This window comes from Dyadobacter sp. 3J3, assembly GCF_009801115.1.
GTDB lineage: Bacteria > Bacteroidota > Bacteroidia > Cytophagales > Spirosomataceae > Dyadobacter.
This window is the reverse complement of sequence record NZ_VTOL01000016.1, coordinates 36,693-53,835: the sequence shown is the minus strand read 5'-3', so window position 1 is coordinate 53,835 and position 17,143 is coordinate 36,693. Positions and strand designations below refer to the sequence as shown.

Annotated in this window: 21 protein-coding genes; 5 read left to right on the top strand and 16 right to left on the bottom strand. The window is 39.3% G+C overall.

Features of this window, described 5'->3' with window-relative positions; all coding sequences use genetic code 11:
* Positions 1–116: 116 nt before the first annotated feature.
* Both FZF08_RS26620 and FZF08_RS26615 read right to left on the bottom strand, forming a co-directional pair.
* Positions 117–1,202 (bottom strand): FecR family protein, encoded by a 1,086-nt coding sequence (locus tag FZF08_RS26620; protein ID WP_159476138.1) that lies wholly within the window; start codon positions 1,200–1,202, stop codon positions 117–119.
* Between the two features lie 128 nt (positions 1,203–1,330).
* Entirely contained in the window at positions 1,331–1,909 is a 579-nt protein-coding gene (locus tag FZF08_RS26615; protein ID WP_159476135.1) for an RNA polymerase sigma factor, read from the bottom strand.
* A 217-nt stretch (positions 1,910–2,126) separates the two neighbouring features.
* On the opposite strand from FZF08_RS26615, the gene FZF08_RS26610 reads away from it, so the two are divergent.
* The gene (locus FZF08_RS26610) at positions 2,127–2,696 is read left to right on the top strand and encodes a YceI family protein (protein WP_159476132.1); all 570 of its coding nucleotides are present in this window, start codon (positions 2,127–2,129) and stop codon (positions 2,694–2,696) included.
* A 25-nt stretch (positions 2,697–2,721) separates the two neighbouring features.
* The gene (locus FZF08_RS26605; protein ID WP_159476129.1) at positions 2,722–3,294 is read left to right on the top strand and encodes an NADPH-dependent FMN reductase; all 573 of its coding nucleotides are present in this window, start codon (positions 2,722–2,724) and stop codon (positions 3,292–3,294) included.
* An 88-nt stretch (positions 3,295–3,382) separates the two neighbouring features.
* Here the strand turns inward: FZF08_RS26605 and FZF08_RS26600 are convergent, their stop codons facing one another.
* On the bottom strand, positions 3,383–4,402 hold the full coding sequence (locus FZF08_RS26600; protein ID WP_159476127.1) for a cytochrome d ubiquinol oxidase subunit II: 1,020 nt from the start codon (positions 4,400–4,402) through the stop codon (positions 3,383–3,385).
* Between the two features lie 59 nt (positions 4,403–4,461).
* Complete coding sequence (locus tag FZF08_RS26595) at positions 4,462–5,796, bottom strand: cytochrome ubiquinol oxidase subunit I (RefSeq protein WP_159476125.1); 1,335 nt, start codon at positions 5,794–5,796, stop codon at positions 4,462–4,464.
* A 296-nt stretch (positions 5,797–6,092) separates the two neighbouring features.
* Here FZF08_RS26595 and FZF08_RS26590 point away from each other — a divergent pair, with 296 nt between their 5' ends.
* Both FZF08_RS26590 and FZF08_RS26585 read left to right on the top strand, forming a co-directional pair.
* On the top strand, positions 6,093–7,436 hold the full coding sequence (locus tag FZF08_RS26590) for a right-handed parallel beta-helix repeat-containing protein (RefSeq protein ID WP_159476123.1): 1,344 nt from the start codon (positions 6,093–6,095) through the stop codon (positions 7,434–7,436).
* 3 nt (positions 7,437–7,439) lie between these two features.
* Entirely contained in the window at positions 7,440–8,678 is a 1,239-nt protein-coding gene (locus FZF08_RS26585; RefSeq protein WP_159476121.1) for a S9 family peptidase, read from the top strand.
* Positions 8,679–8,849: 171 nt separating this feature from the next.
* Here the strand turns inward: FZF08_RS26585 and FZF08_RS26580 are convergent, their stop codons facing one another.
* The 12 genes from FZF08_RS26580 to FZF08_RS32380 all read right to left on the bottom strand — a co-directional run bounded on the left by FZF08_RS26580 (position 8,850) and on the right by FZF08_RS32380 (position 15,196).
* Entirely contained in the window at positions 8,850–9,842 is a 993-nt protein-coding gene (locus FZF08_RS26580; protein WP_159476119.1) for a 3-hydroxyacyl-CoA dehydrogenase family protein, read from the bottom strand.
* Between the two features lie 55 nt (positions 9,843–9,897).
* A complete protein-coding gene (locus FZF08_RS26575) occupies positions 9,898–10,053 on the bottom strand; it encodes a hypothetical protein (protein ID WP_159476115.1) in 156 nt (51 codons plus the stop codon).
* Positions 10,054–10,065: 12 nt separating this feature from the next.
* Entirely contained in the window at positions 10,066–10,203 is a 138-nt protein-coding gene (locus FZF08_RS26570; RefSeq protein WP_159476112.1) for a hypothetical protein, read from the bottom strand.
* Positions 10,204–10,280: 77 nt separating this feature from the next.
* The gene (locus tag FZF08_RS26565) at positions 10,281–10,502 is read right to left on the bottom strand and encodes a hypothetical protein (protein ID WP_159476109.1); all 222 of its coding nucleotides are present in this window, start codon (positions 10,500–10,502) and stop codon (positions 10,281–10,283) included.
* Between the two features lie 78 nt (positions 10,503–10,580).
* Positions 10,581–10,784 (bottom strand): hypothetical protein, encoded by a 204-nt coding sequence (locus FZF08_RS26560; protein WP_159476106.1) that lies wholly within the window; start codon positions 10,782–10,784, stop codon positions 10,581–10,583.
* A gap of 318 nt (positions 10,785–11,102) precedes the next feature.
* Positions 11,103–11,240 (bottom strand): hypothetical protein, encoded by a 138-nt coding sequence (locus FZF08_RS26555; protein ID WP_159476103.1) that lies wholly within the window; start codon positions 11,238–11,240, stop codon positions 11,103–11,105.
* Positions 11,241–11,558: 318 nt separating this feature from the next.
* Positions 11,559–11,696 carry a hypothetical protein gene (locus FZF08_RS26550; protein WP_159476103.1) on the bottom strand — a complete coding sequence of 46 codons (138 nt, stop codon included), beginning with the start codon at positions 11,694–11,696 and terminating at the stop codon, positions 11,559–11,561.
* Between the two features lie 574 nt (positions 11,697–12,270).
* Positions 12,271–12,468, bottom strand: coding sequence for a CsbD family protein (locus FZF08_RS26545; RefSeq protein ID WP_159476100.1), 198 nt, complete (start codon positions 12,466–12,468; stop codon positions 12,271–12,273).
* Between the two features lie 309 nt (positions 12,469–12,777).
* Positions 12,778–14,058: an AGE family epimerase/isomerase gene (locus FZF08_RS26540; RefSeq protein ID WP_159476097.1), complete on the bottom strand. Its 1,281-nt coding sequence runs from the start codon at positions 14,056–14,058 to the stop codon at positions 12,778–12,780.
* A gap of 40 nt (positions 14,059–14,098) precedes the next feature.
* Complete coding sequence (locus FZF08_RS32390; protein ID WP_409012672.1) at positions 14,099–14,356, bottom strand: Gfo/Idh/MocA family oxidoreductase; 258 nt, start codon at positions 14,354–14,356, stop codon at positions 14,099–14,101.
* A gap of 11 nt (positions 14,357–14,367) precedes the next feature.
* Positions 14,368–14,877: a Gfo/Idh/MocA family protein gene (locus FZF08_RS32385; protein WP_409012673.1), complete on the bottom strand. Its 510-nt coding sequence runs from the start codon at positions 14,875–14,877 to the stop codon at positions 14,368–14,370.
* A 103-nt stretch (positions 14,878–14,980) separates the two neighbouring features.
* The gene (locus FZF08_RS32380; RefSeq protein WP_409012671.1) at positions 14,981–15,196 is read right to left on the bottom strand and encodes a hypothetical protein; all 216 of its coding nucleotides are present in this window, start codon (positions 15,194–15,196) and stop codon (positions 14,981–14,983) included.
* Positions 15,197–15,412: 216 nt separating this feature from the next.
* Between FZF08_RS32380 and FZF08_RS26530 the strand changes: the two genes are divergently transcribed.
* Entirely contained in the window at positions 15,413–17,122 is a 1,710-nt protein-coding gene (locus FZF08_RS26530; RefSeq protein WP_159476094.1) for a DNA polymerase/3'-5' exonuclease PolX, read from the top strand.
* Positions 17,123–17,143 lie beyond the last annotated feature (21 nt).

Below are 17,143 nucleotides of genomic sequence, written 5' to 3'. Positions count from 1 at the left end.
TGCTTGGAAATCAGGGGGTTACAAATCCGGTAATGCTGAACCCATTACCGGATTTTCTTTAATAGAATTATTTTTTTTGCATAGAATTGAGTGGTTAAGGGTTAAGTATTAGTGAATTACTGACAACCTTCACTGGTAATAATTACCTGTCCGTCGCTGATCCGATACGTAGCTCCGATAGTCTGGCAGATGATGTCCAGTTTGGTAAAGAAAGGTTCGTCATTAAGTTTTACTCTAAGGAAACATTTATTCATAAGGGTATTGTCATAGATAAATGGAATTCCGTATACCTTTTCAAGGGTTGAAAAAACGGTTGAAATAGGTTTATTCTCAAAATTGAAATCCGGTTTTGTATCAACTTTGACTAATGCAACAGGCGTTTCAATGATTGATTTTGATATCAGATTATCTTTTGCGGAGAACGTAGCCTGCTGATTTGGGGTGAGCAATAATTCGGTATTGCGTTTTTTCTGATTATTCACATCTTTCATAGGAACCACAGAAACACGACCGCTTCTTACCAAAACTTCAACATTTTCGCCTGACGCTTTTACTAAAAAGCAAGTACCGACAACGCGTGTGAGAAGTCCGTTAGCATACACAAAAAACGGATTTTGCACATCTTTGGTAACGCTAAAAAGTGCTTCTCCAAAAAGAAAAACTTCTCTCTTTTTATTACTTACAAAAGGTTGTGAATAACTTATTTTGCTTTTCGGTGTCAATTCAATGATACTGCTGTCCGGCAAAGTAACTTTCAACGATTTATCAGTTGTATTGACAATTTCATGCAATGGAACGGGAGTATCCATTACATAGGCATTGTAGGTAAAAGGCTTGGGAACAGGTTTGAGTCCCCGCCATATTTGCCAGCCAATTCCTAAGGCCAGGATCACAACTGCCGCAGCGGACCACAATTTCCAGTTTACTGACCAGATAGTGCGTTCGTATTCTGGCTCAGCTTCTGTATTTCGTAATATGCGTGAAATCTGGAATTCAATCTCATCATTGGTGAGTGCCGAATTCTGTCTTCGCCAGGTCAGGATCAGATCTTTCGCCTGAGAAATTACGGCTTGCTTTTCAGGATATCGCTGACCAATATCAATCCAGAATTCATCCAGTTGGACATCCTCACCAAGTACCCAGTTTCTAAAAGAATCATCGAGCAGAAAATCTTCAAGATTGTAATTTTTATATTCTTTCATATCAGAGCACAAAAAGTAACGAGCTTACACAAGTATAATCTCAGTTGTGCCCGGATATCATCAAAAAATCTTGAAAAAATTTTATAAATTTTGAAAATATATTTAATTGGAATGTATCTTCCTGATTATCAAAATAATATAAAAAGAATTATAATCATGCAGAGTAGTGAAAGCCATTTCTCGCGAAACAATTTAAGGGATTGATGCAGCAGATTGGAAACAGCGGGGCGGGAGATAGCCATAACAACGGCTATTTCGTCGTTAGACAGATTTTCATAAAATTTAAGATGAATTATTTCCTGCTGACGACGGGTAAGTGTGTGCATAATGTGATGGATTCTATGCTCATTTTCAAGTGTAGAATCGGTTGAAATAATTTTCATTTCAATGGCATCTTCCATCATAACGGATTCTTCCTGCCAGTCTTCTATTGTGACAAGCAAATCAGATCTTTGTTTTTCTTTGAAAATTCTGTTCCGCAGGCTTGTTAAAAGATATGGCTTGATATGATCCGTTTGACCGATTGAAGTTCTTCGTTCCCAAAGTGATGTAAAAAGATCATGAATACAATCTTTAAGCATATCAGGATCATGCATGATTTTCCTGCCATACTCGAATAATGGCCGGTAATATAGTATTAGCATTGACTCAAAGGCTGTGCGGTCTCCATCCTTAAACCTCTGCCAGAGCAACGTATCCTTTTCCATCACGATAATAGAATAAATTGAAAACCTTACATCTTACTATGTCAAAATATTACCTTCAAATTATTATAAAATAAAAGTGCTGATAATGTTGTATTTACTCATTTAATCTTCATAAATTAATCGTTCTCATTTCTGTTTGCAGGAATATTTTATAAATTTCTGTCGGGCTTTATTTCAAATTTATCACCTAATCGTTTCAATTAAACTTGCTCTAATCATGAAGAAAATTTCCCTCGTTCTTTTATTGTCTGTTTTTTCAATTGCCTGTTTTGCACAAACCGCCTGGAAATCCGATAAAGCTCATTCGCAGCTGAAATTTGATATTACGCATAACGGCGTTTCCACTGTTTCAGGTGCATTTACGGATTTTGATGCAACAATTAAAGCTGCAAAACCAGATTTTAGTGACGCCTCATTCGAGCTGACTGCAAAAACGGCTTCTATTAATACAGGTGTTGACAAACGGAATGAGCATCTTAAGTCACCTGATTTCTTTGACGCAACTGCAAATCCTGATTTGACTTTTAAAAGTACCGGGATCAAGAAAACCGGTGCAGACAAATACCAGCTTACGGGAGACCTAACTATGCACGGAGTTACAAAACCAGTAACACTGGAACTGTGGTATCGCGGAACGATTGTAAATCAGATGAACAAAAAGTCTGTGGCAGGTTTTCGTGCGACTGGATCGATCAAACGTGCTGATTTCGGTATTGGTCCAAAATTTGCTCCGCCAATGCTTAGTGAAGAAGTTACCATCACAGCAGATGGTGAGTTTGGACAGTAATAGTTTATAACGATAAATCTGATTTATGTATAATTTAAAAGTTATATCGTCGACAGTGAGACCTGGCAGAAAAGGTCCGCTGGTGGCGGCGTGGATTACAGAAGTAGCCCGGAAGAATCCGGATTTTAACGTTGAACTTATTGATCTGGGGGAATTGAAACTTCCGATGATGGATGAGGCCAATCATCCGGTCATGAAAAAATACGAACATGCTCATTCCAAAAAGTGGAGCGCAACGATTGAAGAAGCCGACGCATTTATTTTCGTAACGGCCGAATATGACTTCAATTATCCGGCACCGTTACGGAATGCGTTGGAATATCTTTTTCATGAATGGGGTTACAAAGCTGCCGGAATTGTCAGTTATGGTGGTTTGTCGGGCGGTACGAGATCTGCAAATAGTTTGAAGGGAGATCTTTCGACCTTTAAAATTGTACCGATTTATGATGCTGTGAACTTCCCGATGTTTACCCAGCATATCACGGATGAAGGCGTGTTTTCTCCCGGAGAATCTTCGTACAGGTCCGCTGAGGTTATGCTTAAAGAATTGTTGAGATGGACAAGGGGGCTCAAAATTATCAAAGAGGATAAGGAATGAGTTTGTGAATGTTTTAACAAAAATCAGCACAGCATTTTCGAAAGCATTCGAAAATGCTGTGCTGATTTTATTTTAAGGAAATACCAAATTAATCCGTAGCATAATCAACCTTCTTTTTTTGAAAGCTGTAAATCAGATAAAATAAAGCTGGCAAAATAAAAATACTTCCGATCAATAATGCCATTGCCAGCGCATATATGGTTTTTTCATGACCGCTGTGTTCGATCAGTGAAAGATATCCGCCGTTTTTCAAAATAACAATATTGGGATAATGGCGATAAGTAGTTGTTAAAAGGATCATGGTAACCTGAAACCCAGCCAGAATCCGGAGAATATTTGCTTTCCCTTTGTACATCAGATACCAAAGAAGAACAAGAGATAAAGTGGCTGCTGAAATCGCGATAATACCCACGATGTTACCAAAAAACCAGTCAATCAGCGGAATTCCTTCAATCAGCGAGGAAATGAAAACCAGTGAACCGCAGATCACCGCAGCAATATTGAACGCTTTTGCCTTTCGTATAAAACGCTGACGGTCATGTTCATTGTCTGCTTCTCCGATCAGAAAAACAGCGGCAAGAAAGCCACAAATAGTAACAGTAAATAATCCTACTGAAACAGAAAACCAATGCAGCCAGCTGAAAATATAGGCGTCTAAAAAGTTATCCGCTTTTAAATCAATGTGGCCCGATACGGCGCTTCCGGCAATGATTCCCAGGAAAAACGGCGTAACAAAGCTGGAATATTCAAAAATCGGATTGTAAATATCCTGCATATCGTCTTTTACTGCATCGTAATGTCTGAAAGTAAAAGCCGTTCCCCTGGCGATAATACCCAAAAGCATAATCGTTAAAGGAATATGAAGGTAAACGGACATAGTGCTGTAAATCACCGGAAAACCGACAAATAATATCACAATAGCAATGATCAGCCACATATGATTAGCTTCCCATATTGGCCCAATAGCTTCATAAAGCGTTTTTCTGGTTTGTATTTTATTGGCTTTCGAAGTGAAGAGCTCAATAATTCCCGCTCCAAAATCCGCTCCGCCCAGCAAAAGGTAAAGGAGGATAGAAGTCCAGAGGAATATGATGACTACGTATAACATATTGTTAATGAGTGAGTGATAGAATGGGTGAATGATAGAGTGCTGGAATGTAGAAATATCTAGCCATGATTTTTTTGTTCTTCTTCCGATAAATCGTAGAGTTTAGGTACCATTTTTATTTGACGGTATAGCATAAAACTTACGATTGCTGCGAGTGAAAAATACATGAGCGTGAACATATAAAATGAATAACCAATGCCTGGCATAGGGGTAACAGCATCGGCCGTGCGCATGACATTGTAAATAATCCAGGGCTGGCGGCCAACTTCTGTAACCGTCCAGCCGGCTTCAACTGCCAGAAATCCAAGCGGTGTAGCCGCTACGAAAAGTTTAAGAAGCCAGTCGCTCTGAAGCCAGGTCTTCTTTCTCCAAAGTGCAAGAAAATACAAAAATGAAATGCCCATCATCGCCATTCCCAGACCTACCATAATCTGAAAAGCATAATGGGTTATAGGTACTGACGGTTGATCTTTTTCGGGAAACTGATCAAGGCCTTTCACTTCTGAATTGAAATCTCCGTGAGCCATAAAACTTAGCAGGCCTGGAATTTTAATCGCGTAATCAACTTTTTTATTTTTTTGATCGGGAATTCCGCCAATTATGAGTCCGGCAGATTTTTCAGTAAAAAAATGAGCTTCCATAGCTGCAAGTTTTGCGGGTTGTCTTTTCGCGACATCTTTTGCTGAAATATCCCCGCTTAATGGTTGAAGAACCGCAGCCACACAACCGAAAATTGCCGCTATGGTGAACGATTTGGTATGAAAATAAACATTTTGTCTTCTGATGATCATCAGGGCATGAACACCCGCCACGGCAAAACCCGTGGCAGCAAAAGCTGCGATTGACATATGCAAGGATTGCGAAAACCAGGCCTTGTTGAACATTGCCTTTATGGGATCTACATTGATGTATTGTCCGTCAACAAAATCAAACCCAGCCGGACTGTTCATCCAGGCATTTGCAGCTACAACAAGAATTCCGGAAGCCAGTCCGCTTACGCCTACAATAACACCTGTGAACCAGTGAAACCATTTATTGAAGCGGTCCCAGCCATATAAAAAGAATCCAAGGGCAATAGCCTCGATAAAAAACGCAGTTCCTTCCAAAGAAAAAGGCATACCAAAAATGGGGCCTGCATGTTCCATGAATTTAGGCCAGAGCAGTCCCAGTTCAAAGGATAAAACTGTACCTGAAACTGCGCCTGTTGCAAAGAAGATAGCAACGCCTTTACTCCACGCTTTTGTTACATTTTTGTAAACAATTTTATTGGTCTTTAAATAGTAGTAATGTGCTACTGCCATGAAAAACGGCATAACCATACCAATACAGGAAAATATGATGTGAAAACCCAATGATAGGGCCATTTGAGATCTTGCAGCCAGGAAATTATCCATAGGTGAGTTGCAATTATGTAAGTAAAACTGAAAATATTCCAGAAAAAGTTAGAGAGCCTATCTTTGTAATTTTATATTTTAACTTAATAAAAATATGCCTCCATACTCCTCTCCGGAATCGCCCCAAATCTACTCAACTCTGACCAGAAGAACCACTTTATTTAGAAAAATAAACAAACAATTAATACCGCTTTTGCAGTAAGAAATAGGGATCGGTTCTTTTAAAATAAGGTGATTGTACCGATTTGACGATCTTAAAAAAATAGAATAAATCCATAATTGAATTTGCCTGATTAATGCTGCGTTTTTGTCTTCTTTTCTATTTTTTTATTTTGGCTGAGCCTGCTGTGGGTCAGGTTCATAAAATATATGTTTCAACAGGAGGGAAGGATACCAACGCCGGAACTTTTGCAAAACCCTTTAAAACTTTGAATAAAGCTTTGGCTGTCAGCGAAAGCTTTTTCGGAAAAAAGGTGAGCATTCAATTGAGAGCTGGAACGTATTATTTAACTGAAACCATAGTAATAAAGAGCGATGCAAAGTTGCCCAAAGAGCTGGTAATTAAGGCTTTTGGAAATGAAAAAGTGACTATAAGTGCGGGTAAAAAGATTAATACAAAATGGCAATTATTCAGAAACGGAATATTCAGAACGGTGGTTTCTCCTGAAATTGCTTTTGAAAGATTATATGTCAATGGCATTTCGCAACCGATGGCGCGCTATCCGAATGCAGATACCACGGCTGGAATATTTAATGGTACCGCTGAGGATGCAACTTATTATGTTCGTGTTTTAAGCTGGGGAAATCCGGTTGGAGGTTATCTCCATGCGCTGGATGAATACAAAAAAGGGAGTTTGCATTACCGGATTACTGGGGTGGATGATACAGACAATGTAGAACTGGATGGAGGATGGCAATTTAATAAACCTGTTCATCCGGATAAATCTCTTCATTTTGTTGAAAATATTTTCGGAGAACTGGACGCTCCGGGTGAATGGTATTTTGATAAAACCTTTAACTTTTTATATTTCTATCCGGCAAAGAGAACAGATTTATCAAATGCTGTAATTGAAGTTTCAAATTTGAAAAACAGTATAGAATTGCAAGGTTCCGCCCAAAATCCTGTGCGAAATGTAGTTTTCAGGAATCTGCATTTCAGGCATAATGAGCGGTCCTTTATGGAAAGTAAGGAAGCAGTTTCCGGAAGTAATTGGAATGTTTACAGGGGCGGAGCGTTACTTTTTAACGGCACAGAAAATTGTAATATTGAAAGTTGCAGTTTTAGTGATTTGGGAGGAAATGCAGTCATGTTTTCTGGTTATAATAAAAATGATACAATTGCTGGTTGTCTGATCGACCATGTAGGAGCAAATGCGATTTCTTTACTCGGAAATATTAAAATTGAAAATGATATATCCAGTCAGATTTCAATTAGTAATAATACTATCCATCACACAGGAGAAATTGAAAAACAAGGAAGCGGAATTCATATTTCCAAAGGGGAAGATATAGTGATCAAGAATAACAAAATCTATCATATCCCTGGAAGTGCCTTGAAAGTTAACAATATACCTCGGGAAGAAATTACGAATTTAAGCAATACTATTTTTGAAGAATTTACAGAAATTAATCCCCGGTGATTTATGAAAAAGTTAATTTTTTTCCTTCTGCTTAGTGTTCAAATCTCACATGCTCAACAAAAGCATGTGCCTGTGATTGATGACAAAATTATCAAGGTGGACACTTTGTTATGGGATCTGAAAACACTAAGTAAAGCGCCTGAAATAGAATGGTTTGACAAAACCGGTAATATTCATTCATTGTTTTATAAAGGCGTGGATTACAACGGAAAACCTACCCAGGTTTTTGCATATTATTCAAATCCGGATTTGCTCCTAGGAAAGAAAACTGGCAAAACAAAGTTTCCGGGTGTGGTATTGTTGCACGGAGGAGGAGGAAAAGCTTTTAAGGAATGGGTTGAAAAATGGGCAGCAGAAGGATATGCCGCTATTGCCATGGATTTTTCGGGGAAACAGGAGGACGTAAAAGCCTATACATCGCCCGGCCCGGAACAGGGTGATACTGACAAATTTTACAAGCTGGAAACCGGCAGTGATCTGAAAAATATGTGGACATATCAGGCGGTGGCCAATGCAATACTTGCTCATTCGCTGCTATTAAGTTTTCCCGAAGTTGAAATAACAAAAACATGTTTGACGGGTATCAGTTGGGGAGGTTATCTTACCTGTCTGGTAGGCAGTCTGGATAATCGTTTTAAAGCGGCGGCTCCGGTTTATGGCTGCGCATTTTATGATGAATCGGATATATTTAAAGTTCCGCTCGAAAAACTTTCTCCTGCAATTAGAAAAAAGTGGATGAAATATTTCGATCCGTCTTCCTATATGTCGTTTGCCAAACCTCAGTTTTTGTTTGTCAATGGAAATAAAGACAGGTTTTACAATGTCATTCCCTACGATAAAACGTATAAACTGATCGCGGAAACTCAAAGATCGATGTGTCTGATCCCGGATATGAAACATGGCCACGAAGCAGGTTGGGAGCCGCATGAAATTCGCTACTTATTCGAAAGTGTAATCAATCAGGCTCCTCCGCTACCAAAAGTTAAACAGATTGCAATTAAAGATTCCTTAATCACCGTTTCTTATTCTTCGCCGGTTTCAATCTGGACAGCTGATTTTTATTATTCCAATGATACTACTTCGCTAAATGAAACACGGGTTTGGAATAGTCAGAAAGTGAATATCGATCCTAAGACAAAAATATTATCGAGCCCTATTCCGAAAGAAGGATTTAAATATGGATTTTTCTATTTGAAGGATCATAGAAATGTTTCTGCATCTAGCGAATTTATTATTAACTGAAATAAGATTTTCTATAATAATGTCATTTAAAAGGTGAGTTAGATTTCGATTGATCCTTAAAGACCAATAGCTCAAATCCCGAAGGGATGACATTATTATAGAAAAAAATAGGTATTTGCTATTTTAACGATGAAAGGGTGACATAATAATTCCCGGATTCAATTTAGCTGATCACTGATTTTGTTGCTGCTGTTGTTGTTTCAACTTTTGTTTTACAATATCAGCAGGATAACGCAAGGCAATTTCCCTGATTTCATAATTAAATTCAGAAAAGGTTTTTTCCCACATCGCTGCCTCGCCCGGTTCATATTCATAAAAACCTTTGGAATTTGAAATGCCGCGACCGCCCTCTTCCACGATTTTTGAAATTAATTCAGGTACCTCCGGACTGTTGTGCAGGGTTGGTAACAAATTCTTCATAACCGTATGATAAGCAGCAACTCCTGTCAAATCCATCCAGCGGAAAATACCAACGAAAGTCATAAAATAGCCTGCATTGTTTCTGCAAGACCGATCGACATCTTCAACCGTAGCATAACCATTTTCTACCAGGTTTATGGCTTCCCGATACATCGCATACATCAGGCGGTTGGTGATAAAACCAGCAATATCTTTGCGGACTAAAATGGGCTCTTTTCCCCATTGATGTGAAAGTTCATACAGATATTCGCCGTAAGAAATGTTACTGTCGTCACCACAGATTATTTCCAGAAACCGGGTTGTATGTGCCGGTTCAGTCCAGTGAAGCCCCAGAAAACGTTCAGGATGTGATGTGAGTTTTTGCAGTGTACTGATGGGAATAGCAGAAGTATTACTTACCAAAAGTGCGTCAGAAGCGATAACAGCTTCTACTTTTTTGTAGACAGATTCTTTAATTTCGATGTCCTCAATTGTACACTCAATCACTAATTTGGATGCGTACAACGTTGAATAATCTTCTGTGATCACCAGATTGGCTAAGTAGTATTCAGGAGTATGAGGGATAATTCCATTTTTGACGGCTTTTGCTAAATGGTCAATAATTCGTTTTTCTGCAAATAAAAGATCACTGCTTAACGGCGCCAGCGCCACAACGGGATGACCTGCAATCAGTAGACAGGTGGCAATGCTGGAACCCATCAGGCCAAGGCCGACAACAGCGACCGGGATTTCATTGGTATTCATATGAGGTTTAGGATAAAGTTATATACCAACTCCGGAAAAGGAGTGGTTCTTAAAGTTATTCATTACAAAATTGTTTTGCGAGTAAGAGGAGATTTTTTTCGAATAAGCCGAGATTTTGGGCTACAATGTCGGCCATGCCTATGGCATTTTGGATTTGGGTGTTTTCGATTTTTTTCCACGGAATAAATTCCGCGGCTATTTTGTCGGCCATGCCTATGGCATTTTAGGGTTGTGTTTTTACGATTTTTTTCCACGGAATAAATTCCGCGGCTACAATACCGGTCATGCCTATGGCATTTTGGATTTGGGTGTTTTCGATTTTTTTCCACGGAATAAATTCCGCGGCTATTATGTCGGCCATGCCTATGGCATTTTAGTTTTGTGTTTTTTTGATTTTTTTCCACGGAATAAATTCCGCGGCTATTATGTCGGCCATGCCTATGGCATTTTAGATTTGGGCGTTTGGATTTTTATCCACGGAATAAATTCCGCGGCTACAATACCGGTCATGCCTATGGCATTTTGGATTTGGTGTTTTTGATTTTTTTCCACGGAATAAATTCCGCGGCTACAATACCGGTCATGCCTATGGCATTTTAGGTTTGGGCGTTTGGGGTTAATTTCCCACGGAATAAATTCCGCGGCTATTATATCGGTCATGCCTACGGCATTTTGGGTTTGGTGTTTTAGGGATTGTTTCCCACGGAATAAATTCCGCGGTTATTATGTCGGCCATGCCTATGGCATTTTGGATTTGGGTGTTTTCGATTTTTTTCCACTATTATGTCGGCCATGCCTATGGCATTTTAGATTTGGGCGTTTGGATTTTATCCATGGAATAAATTCCGCGGCTACAATACCGGTCATGCCTATGGCATTTTGGATTTGGGTGTTTTTGATTTTTTTCCACGGAATAAATTCCGCGGCTATTATGTCGGCCATGCCTATGGCATTTTAGGTTTGGGCGTTTGGGGTTAATTTCCCACGGAATAAATTCCGCGGCTATTATGTCGGCCATGCCTATGGTATTTTGGATTTGGGTGTTTTTGATTTTTTTTTCACGGAATAAATTCCGCGGCTATTATGTCGGTCATGCCTATGGCATTTTAGGTTTGTGTGTTTTAGGGATTGTTTCCCACGGAATAAATTCCGCGGTTATTATGTCGGTCATGCCTATGGCATTTTAGATTTGGGTGTTTTGGGGATTGTTTCCCATGGAATAAATTTCGCGGTTATTATGTCGGTCATGCCTATGGCATTTTAGAGTTGTGTTTTTTTGATTTTTTTCCACGGAATAAATTCCGCGGCTATTATGTTGGCCATGCCTATGGCATTTTGGATTTGGGTGTTTTTGATTTTTTTCCACGGAATAAATTCCGCGGCTATTATGTCGGCCATGCCTATGGCATTTTAGGTTTGGGCGTTTTTGGGATTGTTTCCCATGGAATAAATTTCGCTGTTATTATGTCGGTCATGCCTATGGCATTTTAGGGTTGTGTTTTTTTGATTTTTTCCCACGGAATAAATTCCGCGGTTATTATGTCGGTCATGCCTATGGCATTTTAGGTTTGTGTGTTTTAGGGATTGTTTCCCACGGAATAAATTCCGCGGTTATTATGTCGGTCATGCCTATGGCATTTTAGATTTGGGTGTTTTGGGGATTGTTTCCCATGGAATAAATTTCGCGGTTATTATGTCGGTCATGCCTATGGCATTTTAGAGTTGTGTTTTTTTGATTTTTTTCCACGGAATAAATTCCGCGGCTATTATGTTGGCCATGCCTATGGCATTTTGGATTTGGGTGTTTTTGATTTTTTTCCACGGAATAAATTCCGCGGCTATTATGTCGGCCATGCCTATGGCATTTTAGATTTGGGCGTTTGGATTTTTTTCCACGGAATAAATTCCGCGGTTATTATGTCGGTCATGCCTATGGCATTTTAGATTTGGGCGTTTGGATTTTTTTCCACGGAATAAATTCCGCGGTTATTATGTCGGTCATGCCTATGGCATTTTAGGGTTGTGTTTTTTTGATTTTTTTCCACGGAATAAATTCCGCGGTTATTATGTCGGTTATGCCTATGGCCTTTTAAATCTGGGTGTTTGTAGTTATTTGGCAGAGAGAAGATTTTGAATTATAATATTGGCCAACATTATATTAGCCATTTGCTTTTTTTACGAATCTTAAAAACCAATTTCAATATTACCGAAAAGATCATTCACAAGAATTAAAAAATGCCGTAGGCATGACCGACATAATAGCCCCGGAATTTATTCCGGGGACAAAAATCGCAAATGTAAAATCCTGAATGCCGTAGGCATGACCGATATGGAATTGGCTACAAGGCTATGAAAAATGTAATTAAAAAAGACAAAAAAAGCCTGAGAGAAATTATCTCCCAGGCTTATTTTGAACCTTAATTAAAATTTATTTGGACCAGCTACTCACTTCCGTCTCAACCTCTTCACGGGTTTTACCCAGTTTCTTTTGAAGTTTACCCAAAAGTTCATCTTCTTTTCCTTCTTCGTATAATAAATCGTCGTCAGTAAGGTCAGCGTACTGCTGTTTGAATTTACCTTTTAACTCTGTCCAATTTCCTTTAACTTGTTGTGTGAAAGCACTCATATCTTTAAATGTTTTAAGTTTAAATTTGATGATAATCGAATTAAGCAATTTCTTGAAAACTTAAATAAATTGTGCCAAAAACTAGGTAGCCCGGGCTCTTTTATTAAAATAAAGTATTATTGACAGAGTTAACGGTTTAGACGTTATTGATTATCAAACCTATAACAAAAAAAGGCAGAGTTGAGAGGATCGAAATCCATCCCAATTCTGCCTTTTGACCTTCGATTTGATTTAAAATGGAAGATGCTTTCTGTGAATTGTTTTCCCAAATTTGTGCTTATTTTTTCACAATGCTACCCATTTTACCCATTATTCCTGCGAAGCTTTTTTTAGTAGTTTGTTCAGTCTGACGATACTTTGCACCATCGCACGTACTGAGTGATAATTAACTTTCCACGAATGGCTCATGTGTTTCCATATTGGTTCGCCCTGGCGGGTAAGCAGCGGCAGCCATTCACCAACTTCGTGATTGATCATTTTATCAAAAACAAAACGATGGGTAGCGTCGTAAGCTTTCAGATACTTTTCATCATCGTAAATCCGGTAGGCATCCAGCATACCGATCAGTACTTCTGCCTGCTGCCAGAATTCTTTTTCGCGGTCATAAACTTCTCCGGCGTGCGAGCCTTCTACATATACTCCGCCGAATTCCCAGTCAATTCCATAGGCAATGGCGTGATCGAAAGATTTCAGTAATTGAGTTTGATAATCATCATAAGGAATACCAGCAATGTCCAGCGCATGCATCAGCAGCCAGGCAAATTCTACGTTGTGTCCATAACTTGTGTTATCCTCAGCAGAACTTTTTAGCCCATCTTCCGAAAATCGGTCCCAGCCCCAGATAATGTCAAACTTGATTTGTGGCGCCACACTCCAGTCGGCCCAGAACTGTGGAATACCAGTGCCATAAACCGGATGCATTATTTTGCTGATCAGCAGCTGAATGATTTCAACAAGTTTTCTTCGGTGAACTTCTTTTCCACTTGCTTCATACAGCGTGGTAAAAGCTTCCATAAGGTGCATATGGGCATCCAGCGTTTTCCTGTCGCCACCGGCAGCACCAGGGCCTTTTAGCTCCCATTGACGGTTAAACATTTCAAAATAACCACCATAAAAAGTATCCGCACCATAGATTTGAAGCAAATCAAAAACCTTTTCGGCATATTCCAAGCCTCTGGCATCGCCGGTGGCTAAGGTGTATTCACTTAAACTATAAATAGCGAAGCTAAGTCCATAGACTATTTTTTCATCAATTTTGACATTACCTTTCCGGTCCATCAGCCAGTAAAAGCCACCAAATTCATTGTCCCACATTTTGTCAATTAAAAAATCAACGCCGTGTTTGGCTATGGCCGCATATCTGCCCTCGCCGTAACCTGCCCGATGTGCAGAGGAAAATGTAAAAACAGTTCTTGTTTGAGCTATTAATGATTTTTCGTCCTCTCCTGAATCCTTTCCTTCAAAGTCAAAATGAGTAATGAAACCGCCGTTTTCCTTATCAACGCACCGGGTTTCCCAAAATGGAAGTAATTCAGTGGTAAGATGTTGAGTCGCTTCGTCGCGGTACTGTTTAAGCTGTTCTACATTCATGTGCGGTTAAATGATTTTCTGGTTTATATATTAAATAATCTTATCCGATTTTTACAGTTTTGCCAGTTTGAGCTGCCTGGTATACAGCTTGAACTATGCGGTTATCACGCATACCTTCCTTTCCCGGAACCAATACAGGTTTGCTTTGCATAATCGCCAACGCATCTTCATCCATTTGCTTGGTCTGCTGATTGTCTACCGGGAAATTAATTTCCCCCAGCGTGCTGTAACCTTTGTTTCCGCTATATCCTGAAAGCGAATCCATATACAACATTCCTTTGTCGTAATTGACTTGCAAAAAATTGGTATTCAAACCATGGTTTCCGGTACAATTGGCAACGGTTCCGCCTGGAAAATGTAATTGGAATATGTTATTTCATCGGCATCCTTAAATATTTCGGTACGATTAATAACAATTTCGGCTGTTACAGAAATCGGTTCTGCGGCGGCTGCCAAACGTGCGCCTTGTAATGCATAGACACCCATATCATACATCGCACCACCACCCATTGATTTTTTTACTTTCCAGTTGTCGGCGCGACTTCCCATATATCCGGCAGCACAGGATATAAGCTGCACATTTCCTAATGTTTTTTCCTTTGCGGTACGCATATATTCCTGCGTGTTCGGATCATGCTGGCAACGATAACCGATGGACAAGCTCCGTTTATTATCCTTACAAACCTTGATCATTTCCTCACATTCCTGCACGTTCAGAGCCATTGGTTTTTCACAACAAACGTGTTTCCTTGCTTTGGCCTCCCTAATTACAAATTCTTTATGCATCGAAGGCGGAAGCACTACATATACTACGTCAATATCCGGATTATTGGCTATCGAATCGAAGTTTTTATAATTATAAATATTTTTATCAGAAATATTATACTTTTTTTCCAGGTTTCAGCCTTCTCAGGAGTGCCTGTTACAACTCCGGCCAGATAGCAATTTTTCGTTTTTTGAAGTGCAGGAGCAAGTAAATCAGTACTATAATATCCCAGCCAACCAACGCAATTCCCAGGCGTTCCTTAGATTTGCCCAAAGCTATACTGAACGGTGAAAAAATTGAAGTGGTGATAATACCTGCGCTGGCAGCCAAAAAGTTGCGGCGTGAAAAGGGAGTGACAATATTCGTAGCCATATGTGAGTTTTTTCTATTGAAGGCAATGTTTGCTTATAACTACTTTACTTGTTAGAAGTAAGAGTCTTGGGCAGTTTTATTTGTATTCTGTAAGGAAATATTTGTCTTAGATAAACATAAATGGGGCAGAATTTAAAAATCTGTCGTCATCTTATTTGCATTTGCTCGTTGTTACTTCGTAATTCGCAGATTAAATATTAATTAAGCATACCCCCAATGAGCAACGCCGAAATTGTCGAGATACTTGAACTGACTGCCAAACTACTTGAACTGCACGGAGCTGATCCTTTTAAAGTGAAAAGTTACGGCGTAGCTGGTTTTTATCTTGACAAATATAAAGATGGCGAAATAGCACTTCTGACGCTTGAAGAACTAACAAAGCTCCAGGGAATTGGAAAAAGTACCGCGGCAAAAATTATCGAAATTGTGCAGCGTGGTACTTTTAAGGAGTTGGAAGAATTGCTTGAAAACACGCCGCTTGGTGTGCTTGAAATGTTTAGTATCAAAGGTATTGGTGCAAAAAAAATCGCTATCCTTTGGAGAGAGTTGGGAATTGATAATTTACACGAACTCGAACTTGCCTGTCAAAGTGGTAAAATTGCGAAAGTAAAAGGTTTTGGAGGAAGCACGGAACAGAAAATTCTGGAATCGCTGGCTTTTCTGAAAGATCAGGCTGGTAAACTTCGTATGGATAAGGCTGAATCGATTGCGCAATTGCTTTCACAAGAATTGAAAAAAAGTTTTGACAAGGTTGAAATTGCTGGTGACGTTCGGAGGAAAGCTGAAATTGTTGAAACCATTCGTCTGCTGGTAGCCACAGAATCTCCTTTGGTTTTACAACAAGCTTTAAATTCTCTGGAATTTTTAATTCAAAATGAAAAAATTTCTTCTCCTTTTATCTGGCGAGGGAAAATGCAGGATATTGCTGTGGATATTGAAGTGTTGGCAGTAAAACCTGAAAATATTGTCAATGAATTATTTCTTGAAACTGCTTCTGCCGAACATTTGAATAAAGTTGCCGTTTCGGGAAATTCGCTTTGGAGGCAAACCAAATATGAGCTTTTTGATAGTGAAGAGGCAATTTATGAAAAAGCAGGTTTGCCCTATATTGTTCCGGAAATGCGTGAAGGTGCTGATGAATTTATCTGGGCAGAAACGCATACTTCTGATCAACTTATTACGTGGGATGATTTAAAAGGTATTTTGCACAACCATAGTACTTATTCCGATGGGCAGCATACGCTGGAACAAATGGCGCTATTTTGCCAGGAACTGGGTTTTGAATATTTAGGAATTGCAGATCATTCACAAACAGCATCGTATGCAAGTGGTTTGAAACCGGATGATGTTTTTCGCCAGCATGAAGAAATCGCCAAATTAAATGAACGTTTCGCACTGTCGGGAAGTGACAAACCTTTTAAAATTTTAAAAGGAATTGAGTCTGATATCCTTGGTGATGGTTCTCTGGATTATTCGGATGAGATTTTATCAAGTTTTGATTACGTGGTAGCTTCTGTGCATAGTAATCTTACGATGACGCTTGAAAAAGCAACTGCACGTTTGTTGAAGGCAGTACAGAATCCTTATACGACTATATTGGGTCATCCAACAGGACGCCTCTTATTGTCAAGAGAAGGATATCCGATTGATCATAAGGTTATTATAGATGCCTGTGCAGAACATAAAGTAGTGATTGAAATAAATGCTTCGCCGTGGAGGCTTGATTTGGACTGGCGGTGGATTGCCTATTGTATGGAAAAAGGTGTTTTGTTAAGTATTAATCCTGACGCGCATAAAAAAGAAGGATATTACGATATGCATTACGGAGTGGCCGTGGCCCGCAAAGGTGGATTGACGAAGGAAATGACTTTCAATGCTTTCTCGTTAACTGAAATTGAAGAATATTTAAAAATGCGAAGAGGGTAATATTATTCAACGTAACCTAAT